Here is a 24,177-nt window from a genome sequence, read left to right on the forward strand (position 1 = left end):
CCCTTACAGCTTCATCAGGCTGGCGTCGTCGACCGAAGCCGAGTGGCGGGTACGGAACAGCGACACGATGATCGCGAGGCCCACCACGACCTCCGCGGCGGCGACGACCATCGTGAAGAAGGCGATGATCTGGCCGTCGAGGTTGCCGTGCATCCGGGAGAAGGTGACGAACGCGAGGTTGCAGGCGTTCAGCATCAGCTCGATGCACATGAAGACCACGATGGCGTTACGCCGGATCAGCACGCCGGTCGCGCCGATCGTGAACAACAGGGCGGCGAGGTAGAGATAGTTGACCGGGTTCACTTCGACGCCTCCTCGGGCCGCTTGAACGTCGCCGGTTCGATCGCCGTGCGCTCCAGGCGTTCCTTCGCACGCTGCTCCAGCACCCGCAGGTCGTTCAGCGCTTCCGCCGACACGTCACGGATCTGGCCACGTTCCCGCAGCGTCTTGTTGACGGTCAGCTCGGAGGGCGTGCCGTCGGGGAGCAGGCCCGCGATGTCGACCGCGTTGTGGCGGGCGTAGACACCGGGGGCGGGCAGCGGCGGCACGTGCGTGCCCGCGCGGACGCGCTGTTCGGACAGCTCGCGCTGGGTCTTGGCGCGCTCGGTGCGCTCGCGGTGGGTCAGCACCATGGCGCCGACGGCGGCGGTGATCAGCAGGGCGCCGGTGATTTCGAAGGCGAAGACGTACTTGGTGAAGATGAGGGAGGCGAGGCCCTCCACATTGCCGTTCGCGTTCGCCTGGCCGGTGCCGGTGAACTCCTTCAGGGAGGCGTTCCCGATGCCCGCGAGCAGCAGGACGCCGAAGCCGATCCCACACAGAAGGGCCAGCCAGCGCTGGCCCTTGATGGTCTCCTTCAGGGAGTCCGCGGCCGTGACGCCGACGAGCATGACCACGAACAGGAAGAGCATCATGATCGCGCCGGTGTAGACGACGATCTGCACGATGCCCAGGAAGTAGGCGCCGTTGGCGAGGTAGAACACCGCCAGGACGAGCATGGTCCCGGCGAGACAGAGCGCGCTGTGCACGGCCTTCTTCATGAAGACGGTGCACAGGGCGCCGATCACCGCGACGGTGCCGAGGACCCAGAACTGGAAGGCCTCACCGGTGGAGGTGGTGTAGGCGGCGAGCTGTGCGGTCATCGGCCGATCACCTTCTCCGAGGCCGGCTCCTCCTCGCCGAAGGTGGACGCGCCCTCCTGCGGGACCTCGCCTTTGGAGACGGCGACCTGGCGGACCGTGCCGGGCGCGGCCTGGGTCACCAAGCCCCGGTAGTAGTCCTGTTCGTCCGTCCCCGGGAAGATCGCGTGGGGCGTGTCGACCATGCCTTCTTCGAGGCCGGCGAGGAGCTGTTCCTTGGTGTAGATGAGGTTGGCGCGGCTGGAGTCGGCCAGTTCGAACTCGTTGGTCATCGTCAGCGCGCGCGTGGGGCAGGCCTCGATGCACAGGCCGCACAGGATGCAGCGGGCGTAGTTGATCTGGTAGACGCGGCCGTATCGCTCGCCCGGCGAGTAGCGCTCCTCGTCGGTGTTGTCGGCGCCCTCCACATAGATGGCGTCGGCGGGGCAGGCCCAGGCGCACAGCTCACAGCCGATGCACTTCTCCAGGCCGTCCGGATGGCGGTTGAGCTGGTGCCGTCCGTGGAACCGCGGGGCCGTCGTCTTCTTCTGCTCCGGGTACTGCTCGGTCAGCCGCTTCTTGAACATGGCCTTGAAGGTCACGCCGAAGCCGGCTACGGGGTTCTGGAAACCGGGCTTGGTCTCCTTGGGCTCCTCAGCCATCGGACGCCTCCTTTCCATCCGTAGATCCGTCACTGACAGTGTCCGTCCCGCCACTGACAATCAGCTCCCGCTCGCGGCGCGGGCGGCGCCTCGGCACCGGCGGCAGCTCCTGTCCCGGCAGCGGCGGCACGGGGAATCCGCCCGCCATCGGGTCGAATCCGGCCTGCTCGGCGGCGGGCTGCTCGGCCTCCTTGGCCTTCTCGCGGAACATGTCGGCGACGAAGGAGATCAGCAGCAGGGCGAGGACCGCGCCGCCGACGTAGAGCGCGATGTCGGCGAAGTCGTAGTGCTCGTTGCGCAGGGCCCGTACGGTCGCCACCAGCATCAGCCAGGTCACGGAGACCGGGATGAGGACCTTCCAGCCGAGCTTCATCAGCTGGTCGTAGCGGACACGCGGGAGCGTGGCGCGCAGCCAGACGAAGACGAACAGCAGCAGCACGACCTTGGCCACGAACCAGAGCATCGGCCACCAGCCGTGGTTGACGCCCGCCCAGACGGTGCTGATCGGCCAAGGAGCCCGCCAGCCGCCCAGGAAGAGCGTGGTCGACACGGCCGAGACCGTCACCATGTTGACGTACTCGGCGAGCATGAACATCGCGAACTTGATGGACGAGTACTCGGTGTTGAAGCCGCCGACCAGGTCGCCCTCGGACTCCGGCATGTCGAAGGGGGCGCGGTTGGTCTCGCCGACCATCGTGACGACGTACAGGATGAACGAGACCGGCAGGAGCAGGATGTACCAGCGGTCGTGCTGCTGCGCCACGATGGTGGACGTCGACATCGACCCCGAGTAGAGGAACACGGAGGCGAACGCGGCGCCCATGGCGATCTCGTAGGAGATCATCTGCGCGCAGGAACGCAGACCGCCGAGGAGCGGGTAGGTGGATCCGGAACTCCAACCCGCGAGGACGATGCCGTAGATGCCGACGGAGGCGACCGCGAGGATGTAGAGCATCGCGATCGGGAGGTCGGTGAGCTGCATCGTGGTGCGATGGCCGAAGATCGAGACCTCGTTGTCGGCCGGCCCGAAGGGGATCACCGCGATCGCCATGAAGGCCGGGATGGCCGCGACGATCGGCGCGAGGATGTACACCACGGTGTCCGCGCGCTTGACGATGATGTCTTCCTTGAGCATCAGCTTCACACCGTCGGCGAGCGACTGGAGCATGCCCCAGGGGCCGTGCCGGTTGGGGCCGACGCGCAGCTGCATCCAGGCGATGACCTTGCGCTCCATGACGATGGAGACGAGCACGGTCACCATCAGGAAGGCGAAACAGAACACCGCCTTGATGACGACCAGCCACCAGGGGTCGCGGCCGAACATCGAGAGGTCTTCAACGGCGAGGTACGGGCTCATGCCTCCACCTCCTTGGGGGCCTCTTCGGCGAGTGCCGCCGGGCCGATGCGGACGAGGGAGCCGGGCTGTGCCCCGGTGTCGGAGGCGACGCCAGCGCCGGCGGAGTTCAGCGGGAGCCAGACCACCCGATCGGGCATCTGCGTGACCTGCAGCGGGAGCTCGGTGGTGCCGGACGGCCCGGTGACGACGAGGACGTCACCGTCCGCGACACCCGCCTCGGCGGCCGTCGCGGCCGACACACGCGCGCGTGCGGCGTGCCGGGTTCCGGCGAGCGCCTCGTCGCCCTCCTGCAGGACGCCCTGGTCGAGCAGCAGCCGGTGTCCGGCGAGGACGGCCTCGCCGGCGGCCGGGCGCGGCAGCACACCCGCGGTCTCCTGGGGCTCGCCGGCGCGCGGGCCGTCCCAGGGGCCGAGCCGGTCGATCTCCGCGCGTGTGGTGCGCAGATCCGGGAGGCCCAGGTGGACGTCCATGGCGTCGGCGAGCATCTGGAGCACGCGCGCGTCGGTGGGTGCCAGGCGGCGGGTCATCTGCTCGGGTTTGAGGGCGGCGTCGAAGAAGCGCACCCTGCCTTCCCAGTTGAGGAAGGTGCCCGCCTTCTCGGCGACGGCGGCGACCGGCAGGACGACGTCGGCGCGTTCGGTGACCTCGCTGGGCCGCAGCTCCAGAGACACGAGGAAGCCGACGTTGTCGAGTGCTTCACGCGCGCGTGCCGGGTCGGGCAGGTCGCCGACCTCGACGCCGGCGACCACGAGTGCCGACAGTTCGCCGGTGGCGGCGGCCTCGACGATGTGGTGGGTGTCGCGGCCGTAGCGCAGCGGGAGTTCGGCGAGCCCCCAGGCGGCGGCGACCTCCTCCCGCGCGCGGGGGTCGGTCGCCGGGCGGCCGCCCGGCAGCAGCGACGGGAGTGCACCCACCTCCACGGCACCGCGCTCACCGGCCCGGCGCGGGATCCACACCAGCTGGGCGCCCGTCGCGGTGGCGGCGCGTACGGCGGCGGTGAGGCCGCCGGCGACCGAGGCGAGCCGCTCGCCGACGACGATGACCGCGCCCTCGGTGCGCAGGGCCTCGGCGGCGCGTGCGCCGGCCTCCTCCAGGCCGACGCCGCTCGCCAGGGCGTCCAGCCACTCGGTCTCGGTGCCCGGCGCGGCCGGCAGCAGGGTGCCGCCCGCCTTCTCAAGACCCCGGGTCGCGTGCGTGGCCAGCGCGAACACCCTCTGCTTGCGCTTGCGCCAGGCCTTGCGCAGCCGCAGGAAGACGCCGGGGGCCTCCTCCTCCGATTCGAAGCCGGCGAGCAGGACGGCGGGCGCCATCTCCAGGGAGGTGTACGTGACGCCCGTACCGTCGAGGTCGCGGCCGCGGCCGGCCACGTAGGAGGCCAGGAAGTCGGTCTCCTCTCCGCTGTGCACGCGCGCGCGGAAGTCGATGTCGTTCGTGTCGAGCGCCACCCGCGCGAACTTGCTGTACGCGTAGGCGTCCTCGACGGTCAGCCGGCCGCCGATGAGGACGCCGGCCCGGGAGCGTGCGGCGCTCAGCCCGCGCGCGGCCGCGTCCAGCGCCTCCGGCCAGGAGGCGGGTTCCAGGACGCCGTCGGCGCTCCGGACGAGCGGGGTGTCGAGGCGGTCCTTCGTCTGCGCGTACCGGAACGCGAAGCGTCCCTTGTCGCAGATCCACTCCTCGTTGACCTCGGGGTCGTTGGCGGCGAGCCGCCGCATCACCTTGCCGCGCCGGTGGTCGGTGCGGGTGGCGCAGCCGCCGGAGCAGTGCTCGCACACCGACGGGGAGGAGACCAGGTCGAAGGGGCGGGAGCGGAAGCGGTAGGCCGCCGAGGTGAGCGCGCCGACCGGGCAGATCTGGATGGTGTTGCCGGAGAAGTACGACTCGAACGGGTCGCCCTCGCCGGTGCCGACCTGCTGGAGCGCGCCCCGCTCGATCAGTTCGATCATCGGGTCGCCCGCGATCTGGTTGGAGAACCGGGTGCAGCGCGCGCACAGCACGCACCGTTCGCGATCCAGCAGCACCTGCGTGGAGATCGGTACGGGCTTTTCGTAGGTGCGCTTCTTGCCCTCGAAGCGGGACTCGGCGTTGCCGTGCGACATGGCCTGGTTCTGCAGCGGGCACTCGCCGCCCTTGTCGCAGACGGGGCAGTCCAGCGGGTGGTTGATGAGCAGCAGCTCCATCACACCGTGCTGGGCCTTCTCGGCGACCGGCGAGGTGAGGTGGGTCTTCACCACCATGCCGTCGGTGCAGGTGATGGTGCAGGACGCCATCGGCTTGCGCTGGCCCTCGACCTCGACGATGCACTGCCGGCAGGCGCCGGCGGGGTCGAGCAGAGGGTGGTCGCAGAACCGGGGGACCTCGATGCCGACCTGTTCGGCGGCCCGGATGACCAGGGTGCCCTTGGGCACACTGATCTCGATGCCGTCGATCGTCAGCGTGACGAGGTCTTCCGGCGGGACCGCCGCCTTTCCCCCACCCGTGGGGCGCTGGCCCGCGGCGGAGCCGCTGTCAGCCTGCTGTACGGTCATGCGTTCACCTCCGGGCGGTCCGCCCAGGCCGTCGACTTGTCCGGGTCGAAGGCGCAGCCCCGGCCCGTGATGTGCTGCTCGTACTCGTCGCGGAAGTACTTCAGCGAGGAGAAGATCGGGGACGCGGCGCCGTCACCGAGGGCGCAGAAGGACTTGCCGTTGATGTTGTCGGCGATGTCGGCGAGCTTGTCGAGGTCGGACATGGTGCCCTTGCCGGCCTCGATGTCCCGCAGCAACTGCACCAGCCAGTACGTCCCTTCGCGACAGGGGGTGCACTTGCCGCAGGACTCGTGGGCGTAGAACTCGGTCCAGCGCGTCACCGCCCGCACCACGCAGGTCGTCTCGTCGAAGCACTGCAGGGCTTTCGTGCCGAGCATGGAACCCGCGGCACCCACTCCCTCGTAGTCAAGAGGGACGTCGAGGTGCTCGTCGGTGAACATGGGCGTCGAGGAACCGCCCGGCGTCCAGAACTTCAGGCGGTGCCCGGCCCGCATGCCGCCGCTCATGTCGAGCAGCTGACGGAGCGTGATGCCGAGCGGCGCCTCGTACTGGCCGGGGCTCGCGACGTGGCCGCTGAGCGAGTAGAGCGTGAAGCCCGGGGACTTCTCGCTCCCCATCGACCTGAACCAGTCTTTCCCGTTTTTCAGGATCGCGGGAACCGATGCGATCGACTCGACGTTGTTCACAACAGTCGGGCAGGCATAGAGCCCTTCGACAGCAGGGAAAGGAGGACGCAGCCGCGGTTGACCACGGCGGCCTTCGAGCGAGTCGAGCAGCGCGGTCTCCTCACCGCAGATGTACGCGCCGGCGCCGGCGTGCACGGTGAGCTGGAGGTCGAGCCCGCTGCCCAGGATGTTCTCGCCGAGGTAGCCCGCCGCGTAGGCCTCGCGCACGGCCTCGTGCAACCGCCGCAGAACGGGGACGACTTCACCACGCAGATAGATGAAGGCATGCGACGACCTGATGGCATAACACGCGATCACCATGCCCTCGATGAGGCTATGCGGGTTCGCGAAGAGGAGCGGGATGTCCTTGCAGGTCCCGGGCTCCGATTCGTCGGCGTTGACAACTAGATAGTGCGGTTTTCCATCACCCTGCGGAATGAACTGCCACTTCATTCCGGTCGGGAATCCCGCGCCGCCGCGGCCGCGCAGCCCGGAGTCCTTGACGTACGCGATCACGTCGTCGGGTGACATGGCGAGCGCCTTGCGGAGCCCCTCGTACCCCTCGTGCCTCCGGTAGACGTCCAGAGTCCAGGACCGGTCCTCGTCCCAGAAGGCCGACAGCACGGGTGCGAGCAGCTTCTCGGGGCTCGTGTCCTTGAGTTCGGCTGCCACAGTCATCACTCCCCCTCCTCGGCGGTAGGCCCTGCCGGGTGGGACGGGTCGGAGGCCGATGTCTCCTGCGGCGCGTCATGGGAACTGAGGTGCTCGGCCGGTGACGGCTCGTGCACCCTGTCATGCGGTTCCTCATGTGGACCTCCGCGCGGATGGACCACGCGCGCGGGTGCGGCCTCTCCCCTTGCCAGGCGAAGGCCCACCAGCGACGCCGGTCCCGCACTGCCGCCCTCCTCGACGGCCCCGGGCCGCTCGTCGGGGAAGCCGGCCAGCATCCGCGCGGTGTCCTTGAACGTGCACAGCCGCGCCCCACGCGTGGGCTGTACGGGCCGCCCCGCGCGCAGATCATCGACCAGGCGCTTGGCGCTGCCGGGCGTCTGGTTGTCGAAGAACTCCCAGTTGACCATCACGACCGGCGCGTAGTCGCAGGCCGCGTTGCACTCGATGTGCTCCAGGGTGACCTTGCCGTCGTCGGTGGTCTCGCCGTTGCCGACGCCCAGGTGCTCCTGGAGGGTCTCGAAGATCGCGTCGCCGCCCATCACCGCGCACAGCGTGTTGGTGCACACGCCGACCTGGTAGTCACCGGACGGCTTGCGCCGGTACATGGTGTAGAAGGTGGCGACGGCGGTGACCTCGGCCGTGGTCAGGTTCAGCATGTCCGCGCAGAACCGCATTCCGGTGCGCGTGACATGGCCCTCCTCCGACTGCACGAGGTGGAGCAGCGGGAGCAGGGCGGACCGGGAGTCCGGGTAGCGCGCGATGACGTCGCGCGCGTCGGCCTCCAGCCGGGCCCGGACATCGTCCGGATAGGCGGGCGCCGGCAGTTCGGGCATGCCCAGGCTGACGCCCCGCTCCGTAGAAGAGGTGTTCACCGGTCGACGCCTCCCAAGACGGGGTCGATGGACGCGATGACGACGATGACGTCGGCCACCTGGCCGCCCTCACACATCGCCGCGATGGCCTGCAGGTTGGCGAAGGACGGGTCGCGGAAGTGGACCCGGTAGGGGCGGGTGCCGCCGTCGGAGACGGCGTGCACCCCGAGTTCGCCCTTGGGCGACTCGACGGCCGTGTACACCTGTCCCGGCGGGACGCGGAAGCCCTCGGTGACCAGCTTGAAGTGGTGGATCAGGGCCTCCATGGAGGTGCCCATGATCTTCTTGATGTGGTCGAGGGAGTTGCCGAGTCCGTCCGGTCCCAGGGCGAGCTGGGCGGGCCAGGCGATCTTCTTGTCGGCGACCATGACCGGTCCGGGCTGGAGCCGGTCCAGACACTGCTCGATGATCCTGAGCGACTGGCGCATCTCCTCCAGGCGGATCAGGAAGCGGCCGTAGGCGTCGCAGGTGTCGGCGGTCGGGACGTCGAACTCGTAGGTCTCGTAGCCGCAGTACGGCTGTGACTTGCGCAGGTCGTGCGGCAGGCCGGCGGAGCGCAGGATGGGACCGGTCGCACCGAGGGCCATGCAGCCGGCCAGGTCCAGATAGGCGATGTCCTGCATGCGGCCCTTGAAGACGGGGTTCCCGGTGGCGAGCTTGTCGTACTCCGGGAGGTTCTTCCACATCTTCTTGACGAACTCGCGGATCTGGTCCACCGCGCCGGGCGGCAGGTCCTGGGCGAGGCCTCCGGGGCGGATGTACGCGTGGTTCATCCGCAGGCCGGTGATCAGCTCGTAGAGGTCGAGAATCATTTCACGATCACGGAAGCCGTAGATCATGATCGTGGTGGCGCCCAGTTCCATGCCGCCGGTGGCGATGGCGACCAGATGGGAGGACATCCGGTTCAGCTCCATCAGGAGCACCCGGATGATCGTGGCGCGGTCGGGGACCTGGTCCTCGATGCCGAGGAGCTTCTCGACGGCGAGACAGTAGGCGGTCTCGTTGAAGAAGGACGTCAGGTAGTCCATGCGCGTGACGAAGGTGCTGCCCTGCGTCCACGTGCGGTACTCGATGTTCTTCTCGATGCCGGTGTGGAGATAGCCGATACCGCAGCGGGTCTCGGTGACGGTCTCGCCCTCGATCTCCAGGATCAGACGGAGCACCCCATGGGTGGAGGGATGCTGGGGCCCCATGTTGACGACGATGCGCTCGTCGTCGGCGCGGACCGCGGACTGGACGACCTCGTCCCAGTCGCCACCGGTGACCGTGTAGACGGTGCCCTCGGTGGTCTCGCGCGGGGATGCCTGCGATGTGCTCACGAGTACGACCTCCGCTGGTCCGGAGCCGGGATCTGGGCGCCCTTGTACTCGACGGGAATGCCGCCGAGGGGGTAGTCCTTGCGCTGCGGGTGGCCCTGCCAGTCGTCCGGCATGATGATCCGGGTCAGGGCCGGGTGACCGTCGAAGACGATTCCGAAGAAGTCGTAGGTCTCGCGCTCGTGCCAGTCGTTCGTCGGGTAGACGGGGACCAGCGACGGGATGTGCGGGTCGCTGTCGGGGGCGCTGACTTCGAGGCGGATCAGCCGGTTGTGGGTGATCGAGCGCAGGTGGTAGACGGCGTGCAGCTCGCGGCCCTTGTCGTTCGGGTAGTGGACGCCGCTGACGCCGGTGCACAGCTCGAAGCGCAGGGCCGGGTCGTCGCGCAGGGTTCGGGCGACGCGGGCCAGGTACTCGCGTTCGATGTGGAAGGTGATCTCGCCGCGGTCGACGACCGTCTTCTCGATGGCGTTCTCCGGGAGGAGACCCTGCTCCTCCAGGGCGCCTTCGAGTTCGTCGGCGACCTCGTCGAACCAGCCGCCGTAGGGCCTGCTCGCCGGTCCCGGGAGTCGGACCGAGCGGACCAGTCCGCCGTAGCCGGAGGTGTCGCCGCCGTTGTTGGCGCCGAACATGCCGCGCTGGACGCGGATCTCCTCGCCGCCCTGGCCGCGCTGGCCGGGAAGGTTGGAGGCCGAGAGGTCCTTCTCGGGGTTCACCCCGTTCGCGGAGCCGTTCACGCCGCCCGCGCTGTTGCCGTTCGCGTCGCTCACCGCAGCAGCCCCTTCATCTCGATCGTGGGCAGGGCCTTGAGCGCCGCCTCCTCCGCCTCACGGGCGGCTTCCTCGGCGTTCACGCCGAGCTTGGAGGACTGGATCTTCTGGTGGAGCTTGAGGATCGCGTCCATCAGCATCTCGGGGCGGGGCGGGCAGCCCGGGAGGTAGATGTCGACCGGGACGATGTGGTCGACACCCTGGACGATCGCGTAGTTGTTGAACATGCCGCCCGACGAGGCACAGACGCCCATGGAGATCACCCATTTCGGGTTGGGCATCTGGTCGTAGACCTGCCTGAGCACCGGCGCCATCTTCTGGCTGACCCGGCCGGCGACGATCATGAGGTCCGCCTGGCGCGGTGAGCCGCGGAAGACCTCCATGCCGAAGCGCGCCAGGTCGTACCGGCCTGCGCCGGTGGTCATCATCTCGAAGGCGCAACAGGCGAGGCCGAAGGTGGCGGGGAAGACGGACGCCTTGCGCACCCAGCCCGCGGCCTGCTCGACGGTGGTCAGTAGGAAGCCGCTCGGCAGCTTTTCTTCGAGTCCCATGGTCAAAGGCCCCTCAGTCCCATTCCAGGCCGCCGCGCCGCCATACGTACGCGTACGCGACGAAGACGGTGAGCACGAAGAGCAGCATCTCCACGAGCCCGAAAATCCCCAGGGCGTCGAAGGTGACGGCCCAGGGGTAGAGGAAGACGATCTCGATGTCGAAGACGATGAAGAGCATCGCCGTCAGGTAGTACTTGATGGGGAAGCGCCCGCCGCCGGCCGGCGTGGGGGTCGGCTCGATACCGCACTCGTAGGCCTCGAGCTTCGCCCGGTTGTACCGCTTCGGACCGATCAGCGTGGCCATGACCACGGAGAAGATCGCAAAGCCTGCCCCGAGGGCTCCCAGTACGAGGATGGGCGCATACGCGTTCACCGCTCCTCGCTCCTCTCAGTCGGCACTGACTGCTGGCGGTTTCACTGGGCTCACACCGGCTTCACCGGTCTCACCGGTCCCCCGAGTCCCGCTCGTCCCGGGCGAAGATCGAGAACATGTGAAGCAGGTCACAAGCCCAACTGCCTCGCATCTTATGCCCGCCGCTCTGTGATCTGCGACACGGGGTATTGCACAAGCTTTGTGATCTCCACCACCTGACGAAGGATCATGAAGTCGGATGATGAGTGATCTTCATACGCGAAGCGTTCACTTGATCACCAGAAGTGACATTCTCGCTCGTCGTCGCAGGCCGGAAGGGGCGTCTCAATATCAAGAGACTTCCGTTGCATGCAAATTGGCGCTGGACGCAGGGGCCTGATAGGAGGGCGCGTTCACACATCAGGGGGAGGTCCAAGGTGCGATGTGGACGGGGGTTCGGGTGCGTGCACGCGTTCACGAGCCCGGCGCGCACGAGACGCAGCGCTTCAGGTGACCGTTCCGTGACCTCCGCCACATCGATGAGAAGCCCCTGAGAGCCGGGCTTGGCCAACGACCTCAACCGATGGTAGGCGTGGGGCAATTCGGACGTAATGATCAAAGGCCGTGATCAAGCCCTTGATCACCGACGTCCACAATGTCCGTTACGGCGTCAATAAAGAGCGACACGCCCGGGATTCTCGGTCTCGATTGAGCAACTGTGGCGCACCACACGTTTCTTGAAGATATGAAGGAGCCCCTGATACCGGTTGTTCCCATGTCCCACACCGCTCACATACGCAGCCACCGGAAGCCCCGCCGCAGCGCGTCGACCCTCGCGATGCGGGCCGGAGTTGCCGGTGGCGTCCTCAGCACCCTGGCAGTCGCCGGGGCGTCGGGCTCGGCGAACGCTGCCGAGCCGGTGACGCAGACCCTCGAACTGCCCACCCTGACGGCCGACCTGGCCGCTCAGGCGGCGCAGTCCGCGGACGCCACCCAGCAGGCCGCCGCGAACTACCAGCTGCAGGCCGAGCGTGATGCGGCCGCCGCAAAGGCCGCGAAGCAGGCCAAGGCGGACCTCGCCGAGGCGAGGCAGAAGGCCGCCGACGCCAAGAGGAAGGCCGCGGAGGCCGCCCGCAAGGCCGCCGCCGACCGCGCCTCGCGCACCGCGGAGCGGACGACTCTCGCCGCCACGGACTCCGGCAGCACCTCGACGAGCACCTCCACGGCCACCGGTTCGGCCGCGGCCGTCATCGCCTTCGTCAAGGCCCAGATCGGCAAGGCGTACGTCTCCGGCGCCACCGGCCCGTCGGCGTACGACTGCTCCGGCCTCGTGCAGACGGCCTTCAAGCAGGTGGGCATCAGCCTGCCGCGCGTCTCCCAGGACCAGTCCACGGCCGGCACCCAGGTGTCGCTGAGCAACCTGCAGCCGGGCGACATCCTGTACTGGGGCGGCGCGGGCAGCGCCTACCACGTCGCGGTGTACGTGGGCGACGGTATGTTCGTCGGCGCGCAGAACCCGTCGAGCGGCGTCGGGGAGCACCCTCTGTCGTACGATCCGCCGACCGGTGCCGTGCGGGTGCTCTGACCGCACCTCGCATCTCTCACGCGCACAGGACCGCAGCCGCTCGGGGGCAGCGGTCCTTGCGCCGTTCCCGGCGCGTCACCGCGGGGCTCCTGACATGCTCGGTGCGGGCCGCCGGCCGGCGGTCCGCTCCATGAGCGAAGGAGACCGCGCGATGCCACGCGTGTTCGTGCAGGGAAAGCCCGCCGACCACTACCCCCGCCACGCCCCTGAGGCCGGGCGCGGTGCGGTGCGCCGGATCACCGAGGTCGGCGAGGAGGTCCTGCACCGGCCGTGCCGGGACGTCACGGAGTTCGGGCCCGACCTCGCCGCACTCGTCGACGACATGTTCCGCACCCTGTACGTCGCCGAAGGAGCGGGGCTGGCGGCGAATCAGGTAGGGGTCGATCTGCGGCTGTTCGTGTACGACTGCCCTGATGACGATGGTGTCCGACATGTCGGACACATCGTCAATCCGGTGCTCGAAACGCCCACGATCGGGCGGCGATTGCTGGACGAGGGAGAGGGCTGCCTGTCGGTCCCGGGTGCTGTGATGGCCGTACCGCGGCCGGACCGGGCCCTCGTAAGCGGGCAGGACAAGGACGGCAGCCCGGTCGTCGTCGAGGGCACGGGGTACTTCGCGCGCTGCCTCATCCACGAGACCGACCACACCAACGGGTACCTCTACCTGGACCGGCTCTCGAAGCGGGAGAAAAAGGACGCACTGCGGCAGATGGCGGACCGGCGGGACGAGGTGCTCGCCCGCCGGGCCGCCAGGGCCGAGGAGCCGACCGGGGCCTAGCCCCTGTCGTCGAACCCCCGCCCGCCCCGCGACGCCATGCACGCACTGTCGTCGCACCGGGCCCGGGTACATCCAGGGCCCAGAAGGGGCTCAAGCCTTCGGGGCCACCTTGCTCAGGCCGTTGATGATGCGGTCCATCGCGTCGCCGCCCGTGGGGTCGGTGAGGTTCGCCAGGAGCTTGAGGGTGAACTTCATCAGCACCGGGTGGGTGAGGCCGCGCTGGGCGGCGATCTGCATGACCTTCGGGTTGCCGATGAGCTTCACGAAGGCGCGGCCGAGGGTGTAGTAGCCGCCGTAGGTGTCCTTGAGGACGCGCGGGTAGCGCTGCAGGGCGATCTCGCGCTGGGCGGGCGTGGCCCGCGCGTGGGCCTGGACGATGACGTCGGCGGCGATCTGGCCGGACTCCATGGCGTAGGCGATGCCCTCACCGTTGAAGGGGTTCACCAGGCCGCCGGCGTCGCCGACGAGCAGCAGGCCGCGCGTGTAGTGCGGCTGGCGGTTGAAGGCCATCGGAAGCGCGGCTCCACGGATCGGGCCGGTCATGTTCTCCGGGGTGTAGCCCCAGTCCTCCGGCATGGAGGCGCACCAGGCCTTGAGGATCTCGCGCCAGTCCAGTTCCTTGAAGGAGGCGGAGGTGTTCAGCACGCCGAGGCCCACGTTCGACGTGCCGTCGCCCATGCCGAAGATCCAGCCGTAGCCGGGCAGCAGCCGGTCCTGGGGGCCACGGCGGTCCCACAGCTCCAGCCAGGACTCCAGGTAGTCGTCGTCGTGGCGGGGGCTCTCGAAATACGTCCGGACCGCGACGCCCATCGGGCGGTCCTCACGGCGGTGCAGGCCCATCGCGAGGGACAGGCGGGTGGAGTTGCCGTCGGCGGCCACCACCAAAGGCGCGTGGAAGGTGACCTCGCGCTTCTCCTCGCCGAGCTTGGCGGTGACGCCGGTGATGCGGCCGGTGCGGTCGTCGATCACCGGACCGGAGACGTTGCAGCGCTCGTACAGCCGCGCCCCCGCCTTCTGGGCGTTGCGGGCGAGCTGCTCGTCGAAGTCGTCGCGCTTGCGGACGAGTCCGTAGTTCGGGTAGGCGGCGAGATCCGGCCAGTCCAGCTGGAGGCGGGAGCCGCCGCCGATGATGCGCAGGCCCTTGTTGCGCAGCCAGCCGGCCTCCTCGGAGATGTCGATGCCCATGGCGACGAGCTGCTTGACCGCGCGCGGGGTGAGGCCGTCGCCGCACACCTTCTCGCGGGGGAACTCGGTCTTCTCCAGGAGCAGCACGTCGAGACCAGCCTTGGCGAGGTGGTAGGCGGTCGTGGAGCCGGCCGGCCCCGCGCCCACGACGATCACATCGGCGGTGTTCTCGGAGAGGGGCTCGGTCACGACGGTCACGGCGGGATCTCCCCAAGTTCTCAATCAATGTGCCGACCGGCACTGGACATGGGCAGTCTATTCAGCAGAATTGATCACCCGGCTGAAGGGTTGCCCCTGTGAACCGACCTCTCCCCACGGTACGGCTGCGCGTCCCCACCCATGAGGACGCGATCGCCTGGCACCGGGTCTTCGACGATCCCGAGGTCATGGAGTTCTACGGCGGCAAACCGGCCGCGCTGTCGGTCTACGAGGAACTCACCGCGCGGCAGCGCAGACACGACGCCGAGCTCGGCTTCTGCCTGTGGACCGTGCTGGGCGAGTCCGGGGAGGTCATCGGCTTCACCGGAGCGCAGCCCTGGCGGCCCGCCTGGGGACCGGTCGGCGAGACGGAGATCGGCTGGCGGCTGGGCCGGGCGCACTGGGGCAAGGGGTATGTCACCGCGGCGGCGCGCGAGACCCTTCGACGGGTGGGGGCGGCCGGGGTACCCGAGGTGGTGGCGATGGTCCGGCCGGGCAACGAGCGGTCGATCGCGGTGACCCGGCGGCTCGGCATGAAGCCTGCGGAGACGTACCCGCATCCCACGCTGGACGAGCGGGCCCTGTGCTTCCGGCTCAGCCTCGACCACGCATCTACTCACACAGAGTAGTCACCTGTTACAGAAAGGTACCGGCGCCTTCCGGGCGGGACGCGCGGGAGTTACCCTTCCAGTACCGCTGGGGGTGACATCTGTGCGCATAACACCCAAAACACCCGAAGTGCGCGTGCCGCGGCTGGTCGGACTGATGGCCGTGGACGCGCGCGAAACGGCCCGGGCGCAGGGCCTGTTCCTCAATGCGCCGGACCGCCCGGACTTCCACCTCGCGGTCGTCGACTACGTCGTACGCCAGTACCCGCAGCCCGGCGCCGAGGTACCCCGGGACTCGATGGTGTACGTGTGGTTCGACTTCGGTGAGGGAGAGGGCGGCGGGGGCGTGCGCGAGCCACGCATCCCGCGGCCGCCCACGGGCGGGCTGCAACGCGAACTCGGCGAGCCGGGGGACGCCTTCGAGATGATCAACCGCTGAGGTCCCCGTCGGCCCGGTGCGCGGGAGGGCTCAGCTCTCCTTGAAACCCCGGTGCAGCGCGACCACACCGCCGGTGAGGTTGCGCCAGGCCACCTTCGACCAGCCCGCCTTGCGCAGCCGCTCGGCCAGGGCGGGCTGGTCGGGCCAGGCACGGATGGACTCGGCGAGGTAGACGTAGGCGTCCGGGTTCGAGGAGACCGCGCGCGCGACCGGCGGCAGCGCCCGCATCAGGTACTCGGTGTAGACGGTGCGGAACGGCGCCCAGGTCGGGTGCGAGAACTCGCAGATCACCACGCGCCCGCCGGGCCGGGTCACCCGGTACATCTCCCTGAGCGCCGCGTCGAAGTCCTGCACGTTGCGCAGCCCGAAGGAGATCGTCACGGCGTCGAAGGTGTCGTCCTTGAACGGCAGCCGCGTCGCGTCGCCGGCCGTGAACGGCAGCCAGGTGTGCCTCTTCTTGCCGACCTGGAGCATTCCGGTCGAGAAGTCGCAGGGGACGACGTACGCGCCCGTGCGGGCGAAGGGCAGGGAGGAGGTGGCCGTACCGGCCGCCAGGTCGAGGACCTTCTGCGCGGGGCGCGCGTCGACCGCCTTCGCCACCTCCTTGCGCCAGCGCCGGTCCTGGCCGAGCGACAGCACGTCGTTCGTCAGGTCGTACCGTTCCGCCACGTCGTCGAACATCGAGGCGACTTCGTGCGGCTGCTTGTTCAGGGAAGCGCGGGTCACCCGCCCATTGTTGCAGCCCCCTGTCACGGCAGGAGCCTCGGCTTCCTGCGTGCCGCGACGTCCCCCACCCAGCCGCAGAGCAGGACGAAGAGGGCGATCAGGATCCAGCCGATGCCGAACAAGAACCACTGGCTGTCCAGGGGCAGGTACTTCTCGAAGGCGGGCACGTTCCAGAACCGGTCGATCAGCGGGACGGCGAGGACCGGGGCGATCTCGTGCCAGAGGTAGATCGTCACCGCCCGCGCGTTGAAGACGGTGACGGTCCGGTCGAGGCGCCGGAACCGGGTCAGCCGGGCGAAGTCGATCCGGAAGTACGCCTTCGCCCACATCAGCAGCGTCACGAAGCCGGCCGACCAGAAGGCCTGGGCGAGGGGGTTCTCGTCGAGGTCGTAGGTGCCGAAGTCGGCCTGGTGCGAGAAGGCGTACCAGGCGCCGCAGCCCATCGCCGCGAGGGAGAGAAGGGCCACCAGGGCCGGTCTCGTCCGCTGGAGCACGCCGTCGTGGTGGGCGAAGCCGAGGAGCCAGCAGAAGAGGTACGTCGACAGGTCCCACAGAGCGCTGCCGAAGCGGTTGTCCGGGCCCGACCAGAGGAAGTTCAGCACGAGGAGCTGCACCAGCTGCCGTACGGTGTCCGGTTCGAAGACGGTGTCGCCGTCCATCATCACGACGAGGTCGTACGAGGCGCTCCGGACGCCGTTGTTCAGGGCCGCCGGCTTGCCCGCGTTCTCCTGACGGAGCACCCGCACGTTCGTCATGCCGAGCGACTCGGCCGCCTCGCGCGCGATCTCGGACGTCCGTCGGTCGAGCCGTCGTCGACCACGATGATCTCGTCGGATGGGTGCTCTGCGCCAGCGACTGCAGCGTGTTGGCGATGCATTCCTTCTCGTTGTACGCCGGGACGATCACGCTCACCGGCCGGTTGACCGGCGGCCCCCAGCTGAATCTGCGTCTGTTGCGCCGTCTGTGGTGGCGGCGGGCGAGGATCACCATCATCCCGAAGCGGCCCATGACGGCCGCGCCCACGATCACCAGCCCGACGGACAGCACCGGCAGCGTCCACTCGGCGACGGCGACGGCCGCGATGAGCGCCTTGCCCTCGTAGAGGGTCGTGCCGGTGGCCTTGTGGTGGGCGGCCTGGAGGTTGCCCTGCCGCTTCGGCGTCGTACCGGGAGCGGGCATCACCTGCTGCCGTTCCGTGGCGCGTGGCCGCTCCAGGACGCCGCTGACGGTGGTGAAGGTGTAGCCCTTCGCCCGCATCCGCTCGATGTACTCCGGCAGCGCCTTGATCGTCTGCGACCGGTCGCCGCCCGCGTCGTGGAAGAGGACGGCGGCGCCCTCGGTGCCCCTCGGTGTCGCCCACTTGACGATGTCCGGCACTCCGGGCTGCTTCCAGTCGTCGCTGTCGGTGTCGACGAAGACGCTGGTGTAGCCGTCCTTGCCGAGCTTCTGGTAGACGGGCCAGCTGTAGTTGTCGATGGCGTCCGTCTCGGAGGAGTACGGCGCGCGGAACAGGCGGGTGGGTGCGCGCCTGCGGCCGCGCGAGGACGTCGGAGTGGTCAGGACGTGCGCCGCGCCCCGGTCAGTTGGCGCCCGCGGAGGCGGATGCCGGGGCGGACACGGACACGGACGGGGACGGGGTGCCCTGGGGCAGGTCCGCCTGGCGGCCGACGCCGTCCTGCGGGTGTGCGCCGCCGGGGCCCTGACCGGCGCCGGCGTTGCCAGGACGACGCGGCGACCGACTGCAGCGGGGTGAGCCGGCATCCCGGGGCCTTCGGCGAGGCGTTCGGGGGCAGGGCTCAACGGCGGCGGAACACCAGGCGGCCCTCCACCACCGTCGCCACGCATGTGCCTGCTCCCCGGGCGATGAGGGTGGTCTCGTCGGGGGCGTCGAAGACGGCGAAGGTCGCGGTCGTGCCCTCGTGCGGCAGCAGCGGCATGAGGATCGCCTCGGCCAGAGGGCGGTGCCCGGCCAGCGGGTCGAGGGTCGGCGGTCCCGCAGGGGCCTCGAACCGTTCCTCGACGGTCAGCCCGGACCGGTGCACGGCGTCCAGCACCGACGGCCGCGAGAGCGTCCCGGCGACCGCCACCGTGCCGTGCGCGAGCATCCGTTGGGCCCCGCGCCGGGCGCTCGCGCCCCAGCGGGCGTCGGTCATGCCGACGGTGGCCGGCGCCTCGCCCGTGAGCGGCTCGGTGCCGAGTTCGGCGGCCTCGCGCGGGTCGGGATGGTAGGCCTGCTCGAGGAGTTCGGGCCCGTACGGGTTGAGCAGGCCCGGTGCGATGAGCCCGGGCCAGCGACGCACCCGGGCCGAGGGGCGGGCGGCGGCCAGTTCCTCGTACGGGCCGACGGAGGCGATCAGCCCGCCCTCGACGAGGATCGCGCCCCCGGGCATCGGCGACCACCGCGGATCGCCGGTGAGGAGCAGGTCCGCGGTGTGGATCGTCAGCAACGCGCGCTCAGTTGGACGCCAGCAGTTTCAGCTCGGGGTGGGCCGTGCCGCCCTCGATGGCCGTGGAGGAGATGTGGGACACCACGCGGTCGTCGAGGGGGTCGTTCGCCGGGTCGTCGTGGACGACGAGGTGCTCGTACGTCGTCGAGCGCTGCGCCGGGACCCGGCCCGCCTTGCGGATCAGGTCGATGATCTCCAGGCGGTTGGAGCGGTGCTTGGCGCCGGCGGAGGAGACCACGTTCTCCTCCAGCATGATCGAGCCGAGGTCGTCGGCGCCGTAGTGCAGCGACAGCTGGCCGACCTCCTTGCCCGTGGTGAGCCAGGAGCCCTGGATGTGCCGGACGTTGTCGAGGAAGATGCGGGCGATCGCGATCATCCGCAGGTACTCGAAGAGGGTGGCCTGGGTGCGGCCCTTCAGGTGGTTGTTCTCGGGCTGGTAGGTGTACGGGATGAACGCGCGGAAGCCCCCCGTACGGTCCTGTACGTCCCGGATCATCCGCAGGTGCTCGATACGCTCGGCGTTCGTCTCGCCCGTGCCCATCAGCATCGTGGAAGTGGACTCCACGCCCAGCTTGTGCGCGGTCTCCATGATCTCCAGCCAGCGCTCGCCGGACTCCTTCAGGGGCGCGATGGCCTTGCGGGGGCGCTCGGGGAGCAGTTCCGCGCCGGCGCCGGCGAAAGAGTCCAGGCCGGCCTCGTGGATGCGGGTGATGGCCTCCTCGACCGACACACCGCTGATCCGGGCCATGTGCTCGACCTCGGACGCGCCCAGAGAGTGGATGACCAGCTGGGGGAAGGCGTCCTTGATGGCCTTGAAGTGCTGCTCGTAGTACTCGACGCCGTAGTCCGGGTGGTGGCCGCCCTGGAACATGATCTGGGTGCCGCCGAGTTCGACGGTCTCCGCGCAGCGGCGCAGGATGTCGTCGAGGTCACGGGTCCAGCCCTTGTCCTTGTCCTTGGGGGCCGCGTAGAAGGCGCAGAACTTGCACGCCGTGACGCACACGTTCGTGTAGTTGATGTTCCGCTCGATGATGTACGTGGCGATGTGCTCGATGCCCGCGTACTTGCGGCGGCGCACGGCGTCGGCGGTGGCGCCGAGCGCGTGCAGCGGGGCGTCGCGGTAGAGGACGAGCGCCTCCTCGGGCGTGATGCGTCCGCCCGCTGCGGCTCGGTCGAGCACGGCTGTGACATCAAAAGAAGCGAGGTCGGCCTTCTCGGTCACCGGGCGTCCCTTTCGTCAAGGGGTATGGACGGACCGAACCAGCCTACGCCAGCGCTTTCACCGTAAAGACGTCAGGCCGCGTACGCGCCGATCAGCAGCCCGGCGAAGGCCCCGGCCAGCAGGAACGGCCCGAACGGGATCGCCGTCCTGCGGCCCGCGCGCCGTACGACGACGAGGGCCCCGCCGTACAGCGCGCCGAGCAGGAAGCCGGCGAAGGCGCCGAGCAGGAGCGTGGACCAGCCGTACCAGCCGAGGACGGCACCCATGCCGACGGCCAGTTTCACGTCGCCGAAGCCCATGCCGGAGGGATTGACGAGGTACAGGGCGCAGTAGCCGGCGCCGAGCGCGAGGGACCCGTACAGCGCGGTGAGCCAGTGGCCGGCGTGCTCGGGCAGCAGCGCGGCGAGACCCAGCAGGGCGAGGGCGGCCGCGGCGAGGGGCAGGGTCAGCGGGTCGGGCAGCCGCTGCACCCGGAGGTCGACCACGGCCAGCAGCACCCCGGCGGGCGCGAGCAGCAGCCAGACCGCAAGCTCCGGCCGGGTGCCGGTGGCGGCGGCCAGAGCAGCGCAGCTCAGAGCGGTGGAGAGGGCGGTGGGGAGCATGTGTGTGCCCCGGCCCGCTCCCCCGCACACACCACATCCCACCCCACCGACCCAGCCGCGGATCCGATGGCCACCGGGACACCGGTCGCGCCACGGCTCACCGGACGGGACGGCGAAGCGGTAGGCGGCGCGCGGCAGCAGCGCACCCGCCAGCGCGCCCCACAGCGCGGCGGTGAGGACCAGCACGCTCGTGCTCACTCCGTCACGCTCCCCGTCGCTGTCGCCCGCATCGCACCATGGCGGGTCCTTACCCCGCGCGGACGGCCGGCATGGCGCAGATCTCCGGCCCGTTCGTCACCGGCGACCGACCCCAGCGGGTGCGCTACCCGATCTTCGACAGGCGTGCCACCGGGTTGCCCTCGGCCGAACTGTCCGACGTGAACCTCAGATCGTCGCCGACCGGGGTCAACTCGACCTGATGCGGCGTGGGTACGCAGTGCCCGGGGTTGTCCTCGGCGCCGACCGAGGTCGCGAGGATCTGGGTCCTCGTGACCTTCTTCAGGGTGAGGACGTCGGTGCACACGCCGCCGATCTGGTCGGTCTGCCGGAGCCGCCCCAGCTCCCGGCCGACGGCGGCCTGGTGGACGGTGAGCCGGAAGGTGCCCATGGGCAGATTGCCGCCGAGGCCGGTGGCCTGTCCTTCCCAGGTACCGAAGTAGCGGGCCGGGATCGCACCGGGCCCGTCCCCCGGGCCGGTGGGCACGCCGGAGGCCGTGGTGGGCGCCGGGGAGTGGGAGGGGGCACCTCCCGCGCCCCCGTCGTACCGGTCCTGGGACCAGGGACGGAGCAGCACGGCGAGCCCCAGGGCCCCCACGACCAGTGCCCCGGCGACCGCAAGCACCACCGAGCAGCTCAGCCGGCGCCCATGGCCGTCCTCCCCCGGCACGGAGGCCGCGGCCACGCTGACGGAGACCCGGCCGTGCGGCGCGTCTCGCTGCGCGGGCACCACGGTCGGCGCCCCGCGCGGCGCGCCGACCGCCCCGGTCGCGGACTCCGAGGGAACCCCGGCCGCACCGGCCTCGGGTCCCGGGGCCGCACCAGCCGTACCGCCCGCCGCGGAAGCGGCCGCCGGGCCGGGGCCCTGCGGGTTCATCACAGGCGGCGGCCCGAAAGCACCGGACCCGCCGAACGAGTTCGAGTCGACCGGGACAGGGGCAGAGCCCGGCACCGCGCCCGAGGCCGGATCGGAGGCGGCGGCCGGAGGCGGGACCGAAGCAGAGGCCGGATCGGAGGCGGCGGCCGGAGGCGGGACCGAAGCAGAGGCCGCATCAGGGGTGACGGCCGGAGGCGGAACAGCGGCCGAGGCCCGATCCAGGTCAGAGGCCGGAAACGGGGACGGGCCAGAGGCCCGGAGCGCGGACGGGGCAGAGGCCGGAAACGGGGACGGGGCAGGAGCCGACGCCGCATCCGCGCCCGCACCCTCACCCGCACCCGCACCCGCACTCGCACCCGACGAGCCCCCACCCGACGACGAGCCCGGCCCCGTCCCCGCGGCCGCCCCCGAAACCGAATCCCTCTCGAAAGCCACCGGTCCCGATCGTGCCGGCTCCCCCGTGTCCAGGTTGAGCAGGCGTACGGCGCTGCGGCTGACCTGTTCCACCAGGGCGCCCGGTAGCCAGCCGCCGGTGACCAGGTGGCCGGCGCCCCGGGGGGCGAGGCGGCGGCCCAGTTCGGTGGGGGCGGGGCGGCCCGCCGGGTCCTTGGCCAGGCAGGCCGCCGCCACCTCCCGCAGCTCGCCGGTGAGGGGGCCGAGTTCGGGCTCCTCGTGGACGACCTTGTAGAGCAGCGCGGCCGAGGAGTCGCCGCGGAAGGGCGGTTCACCACTGGCCGCGTAGGCGAGGACCGCGCCGAGGGAGAAGACGTCGGCCGCGCCGGTGGCGCCCTTGCCGAGGATCTGCTCGGGTGCCATGTAGCCGGGCGAGCCTATGGACACGCCGGTGGACGTCAGGGACGCCGTACCGTCCATGGCCCGGGCGATACCGAAGTCGATCAGCAACGGCCCGTCCAGGGTCAGCAGCACGTTGGACGGCTTCACGTCCCGGTGGACCAGGCCCAGTTCGTGGACGGCCGCGAGCGCCTCGGCGAGGCCCGCGCCCAGCGCCCGCACGGTGTGCGCGGGCAGCGGGCCGGTGTCGGTGACGGCCGCGCTGAGGGAGGGGCCGGCGGCGTACGCGGTGGCGACCCAGGGCACGGGGGCGTCCGGGTCGGCGTCCAGGACGGACGCGGTCCAGGCGCCGCCGACCCGCCGCGCGGCCGCGACCTCGCGGCGGAAACGGGCGCGGAACTCCTCGTCGAGCGCGAAGTGCGGGTGCACGATCTTCACTGCGACCGTACGGCCGCCCGTGCTGCGGCCGAGGTAGACCCGGCCCATGCCACCGGAGCCGAGCCGGCCGAGCAACCGGTAGGGCCCGACGGTGGCCGGCTCGTCCACGTCCAGCGGCTGCATGCCGCGCTCCCCCCAACGCCTCCGACTCAACGCCTCTACCCCGAGACGGCTGGGCGAACGCCTCGGGACAGCAGCGTAGTGACGCGCGGTCAGTGCCGCAGCAGGTCCACCTTCACATCGGCCGGGAAGCCGGTGGTGGGGCCGGTGCGGCGGGCGAACTCGGCGACCGCCTCCAGCTGGGCCTCGCCGAAGCTGAAGTCGAGGGTGGTGAAGTACTGGGCCAGGGTCGCCTCGTCGAAGGCCTCCCAGCGGGCCGCCTGTTCGGCGACCTTGGCGACCTCCTCCAGGGAGAGGTTGCGGGATTCGAGGAAGGCCTCGTGGACCTGGCGGGTGATGTCCGGCTCGCGGTCGGCGTAGTCGCGGCGGGCCGCCCAGACCGCGAAGACGAACGGCAGACCGGTCCACTCCTTCCAGAGGGCGCCGAGGTCGTGCACCTCGAGGCCGTAGCGCGGGCCGTCCAGCAGGTTGGCGCGCAGCGCGGCGTCGCCGATCAGCACCGCCGCCTCCGCCTCCTGCATCATCAGGCTGAGGTCGGGCGGGCAGGTGTAGTAGTCGGGCTCCACGCCGTAGCGCTCCGCGAGGAGGAGCTGGGCGAGGCGGACGGAGGTGCGGGAGGTCGAGCCGAGGGCGACCCGGCGGCCGTCCAGCTGGTCCAGCGGGACCTGCGAGACGATCACGCAGGACATCACCGGGCCGTCGCAGCCGACGGCGATGTCCGGGAAGGCGACCAGGTCGTCGGCGTTGCGCAGGAACTCGACCAGGGTGACGGGGCCGATGTCGAGGTCGCCGCGCACCAGTCGCTCGCTGAGCTTCTCCGGGGTGTCCTTGGTGAGCTCGAAGTCGAGTAGGGTGCCGGTTCTCGCGAGCCCCCAGTACAGGGGCAGGCAGTTCAGGAACTGGATGTGACCGACGCGCGGCCGGGTGCGAGAATTGTCCACATCGCGAGACTAGACCCCCTGCTGTACGGTGCCGGGACCGGCCCCGCCGCCGCGATACCGTCGAACGGCCTAGTGGATGTTCAAACATCCGGGTGACGTGATCTTGACCCCTATTGCTTTCGGCTGCCCGCGTGCTAGGCTCG

25 protein-coding genes are annotated in these 24,177 nt (G+C 70.1%); 6 read left to right on the forward strand and 19 right to left on the reverse strand.

Translation table 11 applies throughout. The annotated features are described in order from the left end of the window. Positions 1 to 3 precede the first annotated feature (3 nt). Genes nuoK through AB0L59_RS07935 form a run of 11 tightly spaced genes read right to left on the reverse strand, consistent with a single transcriptional unit; the run spans position 4 to position 10,881 of the window. Entirely contained in the window at positions 4 to 303 is a 300-nt protein-coding gene (gene nuoK, locus AB0L59_RS07885; protein WP_023547474.1) for an NADH-quinone oxidoreductase subunit NuoK, read from the reverse strand. Continuing rightward, positions 300 to 1,142, reverse strand: coding sequence for an NADH-quinone oxidoreductase subunit J (locus AB0L59_RS07890; protein ID WP_365580577.1), 843 nt, complete (start codon positions 1,140 to 1,142; stop codon positions 300 to 302). Before AB0L59_RS07890 ends, nuoK begins: the two co-directional genes overlap by 4 nt. After that, positions 1,139 to 1,780 (reverse strand): NADH-quinone oxidoreductase subunit NuoI, encoded by a 642-nt coding sequence (gene nuoI, locus AB0L59_RS07895; protein WP_365580580.1) that lies wholly within the window; start codon positions 1,778 to 1,780, stop codon positions 1,139 to 1,141. Before nuoI ends, AB0L59_RS07890 begins: the two co-directional genes overlap by 4 nt. After that, entirely contained in the window at positions 1,773 to 3,137 is a 1,365-nt protein-coding gene (nuoH, locus tag AB0L59_RS07900) for an NADH-quinone oxidoreductase subunit NuoH (protein ID WP_365580583.1), read from the reverse strand. The genes nuoI and nuoH overlap by 8 nt, the downstream gene beginning before the upstream one ends. Further along, entirely contained in the window at positions 3,134 to 5,662 is a 2,529-nt protein-coding gene (locus AB0L59_RS07905; protein ID WP_365580586.1) for an NADH-quinone oxidoreductase subunit G, read from the reverse strand. The genes nuoH and AB0L59_RS07905 overlap by 4 nt, the downstream gene beginning before the upstream one ends. Next, positions 5,659 to 7,008 (reverse strand): NADH-quinone oxidoreductase subunit NuoF, encoded by a 1,350-nt coding sequence (gene nuoF / locus AB0L59_RS07910; RefSeq protein WP_365580588.1) that lies wholly within the window; start codon positions 7,006 to 7,008, stop codon positions 5,659 to 5,661. The genes AB0L59_RS07905 and nuoF overlap by 4 nt, the downstream gene beginning before the upstream one ends. Beyond that, the gene (nuoE, locus tag AB0L59_RS07915; RefSeq protein WP_365580591.1) at positions 7,005 to 7,871 is read right to left on the reverse strand and encodes an NADH-quinone oxidoreductase subunit NuoE; all 867 of its coding nucleotides are present in this window, start codon (positions 7,869 to 7,871) and stop codon (positions 7,005 to 7,007) included. Before nuoE ends, nuoF begins: the two co-directional genes overlap by 4 nt. Further along, complete coding sequence (locus tag AB0L59_RS07920; protein ID WP_365580594.1) at positions 7,868 to 9,190, reverse strand: NADH-quinone oxidoreductase subunit D; 1,323 nt, start codon at positions 9,188 to 9,190, stop codon at positions 7,868 to 7,870. The genes nuoE and AB0L59_RS07920 overlap by 4 nt, the downstream gene beginning before the upstream one ends. After that, entirely contained in the window at positions 9,187 to 9,957 is a 771-nt protein-coding gene (locus AB0L59_RS07925) for an NADH-quinone oxidoreductase subunit C (protein WP_365580596.1), read from the reverse strand. The genes AB0L59_RS07920 and AB0L59_RS07925 overlap by 4 nt, the downstream gene beginning before the upstream one ends. Then, positions 9,954 to 10,508, reverse strand: coding sequence for an NADH-quinone oxidoreductase subunit B family protein (locus tag AB0L59_RS07930; RefSeq protein ID WP_069779306.1), 555 nt, complete (start codon positions 10,506 to 10,508; stop codon positions 9,954 to 9,956). Before AB0L59_RS07930 ends, AB0L59_RS07925 begins: the two co-directional genes overlap by 4 nt. A 13-nt stretch (positions 10,509 to 10,521) precedes the next feature. Beyond that, positions 10,522 to 10,881 (reverse strand): NADH-quinone oxidoreductase subunit A, encoded by a 360-nt coding sequence (locus tag AB0L59_RS07935; RefSeq protein ID WP_003992243.1) that lies wholly within the window; start codon positions 10,879 to 10,881, stop codon positions 10,522 to 10,524. Between the two features lie 754 nt (positions 10,882 to 11,635). Here AB0L59_RS07935 and AB0L59_RS07940 point away from each other — a divergent pair. Then, positions 11,636 to 12,445 carry a C40 family peptidase gene (locus AB0L59_RS07940; RefSeq protein ID WP_365580599.1) on the forward strand — a complete coding sequence of 270 codons (810 nt, stop codon included), beginning with the start codon at positions 11,636 to 11,638 and terminating at the stop codon, positions 12,443 to 12,445. Positions 12,446 to 12,596: 151 nt separating this feature from the next. Further along, complete coding sequence (gene def, locus AB0L59_RS07945) at positions 12,597 to 13,223, forward strand: peptide deformylase (RefSeq protein WP_365580601.1); 627 nt, start codon at positions 12,597 to 12,599, stop codon at positions 13,221 to 13,223. A 90-nt stretch (positions 13,224 to 13,313) separates the two neighbouring features. On the opposite strand, the gene AB0L59_RS07950 is transcribed toward def, so the two are convergent. Further along, positions 13,314 to 14,606, reverse strand: coding sequence for a geranylgeranyl reductase family protein (locus AB0L59_RS07950; protein ID WP_365580603.1), 1,293 nt, complete (start codon positions 14,604 to 14,606; stop codon positions 13,314 to 13,316). A gap of 98 nt (positions 14,607 to 14,704) precedes the next feature. On the opposite strand from AB0L59_RS07950, the gene AB0L59_RS07955 reads away from it, so the two are divergent. After that, the gene (locus tag AB0L59_RS07955) at positions 14,705 to 15,235 is read left to right on the forward strand and encodes a GNAT family N-acetyltransferase (protein ID WP_365580605.1); all 531 of its coding nucleotides are present in this window, start codon (positions 14,705 to 14,707) and stop codon (positions 15,233 to 15,235) included. A 109-nt stretch (positions 15,236 to 15,344) separates the two neighbouring features. Further along, the gene (locus tag AB0L59_RS07960) at positions 15,345 to 15,653 is read left to right on the forward strand and encodes a PASTA domain-containing protein (RefSeq protein WP_365580963.1); all 309 of its coding nucleotides are present in this window, start codon (positions 15,345 to 15,347) and stop codon (positions 15,651 to 15,653) included. A gap of 30 nt (positions 15,654 to 15,683) precedes the next feature. Here the strand turns inward: AB0L59_RS07960 and AB0L59_RS07965 are convergent, their stop codons facing one another. Both AB0L59_RS07965 and AB0L59_RS07970 read right to left on the reverse strand, forming a co-directional pair. Then, positions 15,684 to 16,379: a demethylmenaquinone methyltransferase gene (locus tag AB0L59_RS07965; protein WP_365580608.1), complete on the reverse strand. Its 696-nt coding sequence runs from the start codon at positions 16,377 to 16,379 to the stop codon at positions 15,684 to 15,686. Between the two features lie 23 nt (positions 16,380 to 16,402). After that, complete coding sequence (locus tag AB0L59_RS07970; RefSeq protein WP_365580964.1) at positions 16,403 to 17,215, reverse strand: glycosyltransferase; 813 nt, start codon at positions 17,213 to 17,215, stop codon at positions 16,403 to 16,405. 35 nt (positions 17,216 to 17,250) lie between these two features. Between AB0L59_RS07970 and AB0L59_RS07975 the strand changes: the two genes are divergently transcribed. Then, positions 17,251 to 17,481 carry a hypothetical protein gene (locus AB0L59_RS07975; RefSeq protein ID WP_365580611.1) on the forward strand — a complete coding sequence of 77 codons (231 nt, stop codon included), beginning with the start codon at positions 17,251 to 17,253 and terminating at the stop codon, positions 17,479 to 17,481. Positions 17,482 to 17,643: 162 nt separating this feature from the next. Next, positions 17,644 to 17,808 carry a hypothetical protein gene (locus AB0L59_RS07980; protein WP_365580614.1) on the forward strand — a complete coding sequence of 55 codons (165 nt, stop codon included), beginning with the start codon at positions 17,644 to 17,646 and terminating at the stop codon, positions 17,806 to 17,808. Positions 17,809 to 18,175: 367 nt separating this feature from the next. Here AB0L59_RS07980 and AB0L59_RS07985 read toward each other — a convergent pair whose 3' ends face one another. The 5 genes from AB0L59_RS07985 to AB0L59_RS08005 form a co-directional block, all read right to left on the reverse strand. Beyond that, positions 18,176 to 18,826, reverse strand: coding sequence for a hypothetical protein (locus AB0L59_RS07985; RefSeq protein WP_365580616.1), 651 nt, complete (start codon positions 18,824 to 18,826; stop codon positions 18,176 to 18,178). 7 nt (positions 18,827 to 18,833) lie between these two features. After that, positions 18,834 to 20,048 carry a cyclic dehypoxanthinyl futalosine synthase gene (mqnC, locus tag AB0L59_RS07990; protein WP_365580619.1) on the reverse strand — a complete coding sequence of 405 codons (1,215 nt, stop codon included), beginning with the start codon at positions 20,046 to 20,048 and terminating at the stop codon, positions 18,834 to 18,836. 71 nt (positions 20,049 to 20,119) lie between these two features. Next, positions 20,120 to 20,848 (reverse strand): A24 family peptidase, encoded by a 729-nt coding sequence (locus tag AB0L59_RS07995; protein ID WP_365580622.1) that lies wholly within the window; start codon positions 20,846 to 20,848, stop codon positions 20,120 to 20,122. Positions 20,849 to 20,972: 124 nt separating this feature from the next. Further along, positions 20,973 to 23,096: a serine/threonine-protein kinase gene (locus tag AB0L59_RS08000; RefSeq protein ID WP_365580625.1), complete on the reverse strand. Its 2,124-nt coding sequence runs from the start codon at positions 23,094 to 23,096 to the stop codon at positions 20,973 to 20,975. A gap of 89 nt (positions 23,097 to 23,185) precedes the next feature. Further along, positions 23,186 to 24,034 (reverse strand): menaquinone biosynthesis protein, encoded by an 849-nt coding sequence (locus AB0L59_RS08005; RefSeq protein ID WP_365580628.1) that lies wholly within the window; start codon positions 24,032 to 24,034, stop codon positions 23,186 to 23,188. Between the last annotated feature and the right edge of the window lie 143 nt (positions 24,035 to 24,177).

Origin of the sequence: Streptomyces sp. NPDC052109, from assembly GCF_040680195.1 — a bacterium.
In the GTDB taxonomy this organism is placed as follows: domain Bacteria; phylum Actinomycetota; class Actinomycetes; order Streptomycetales; family Streptomycetaceae; genus Streptomyces.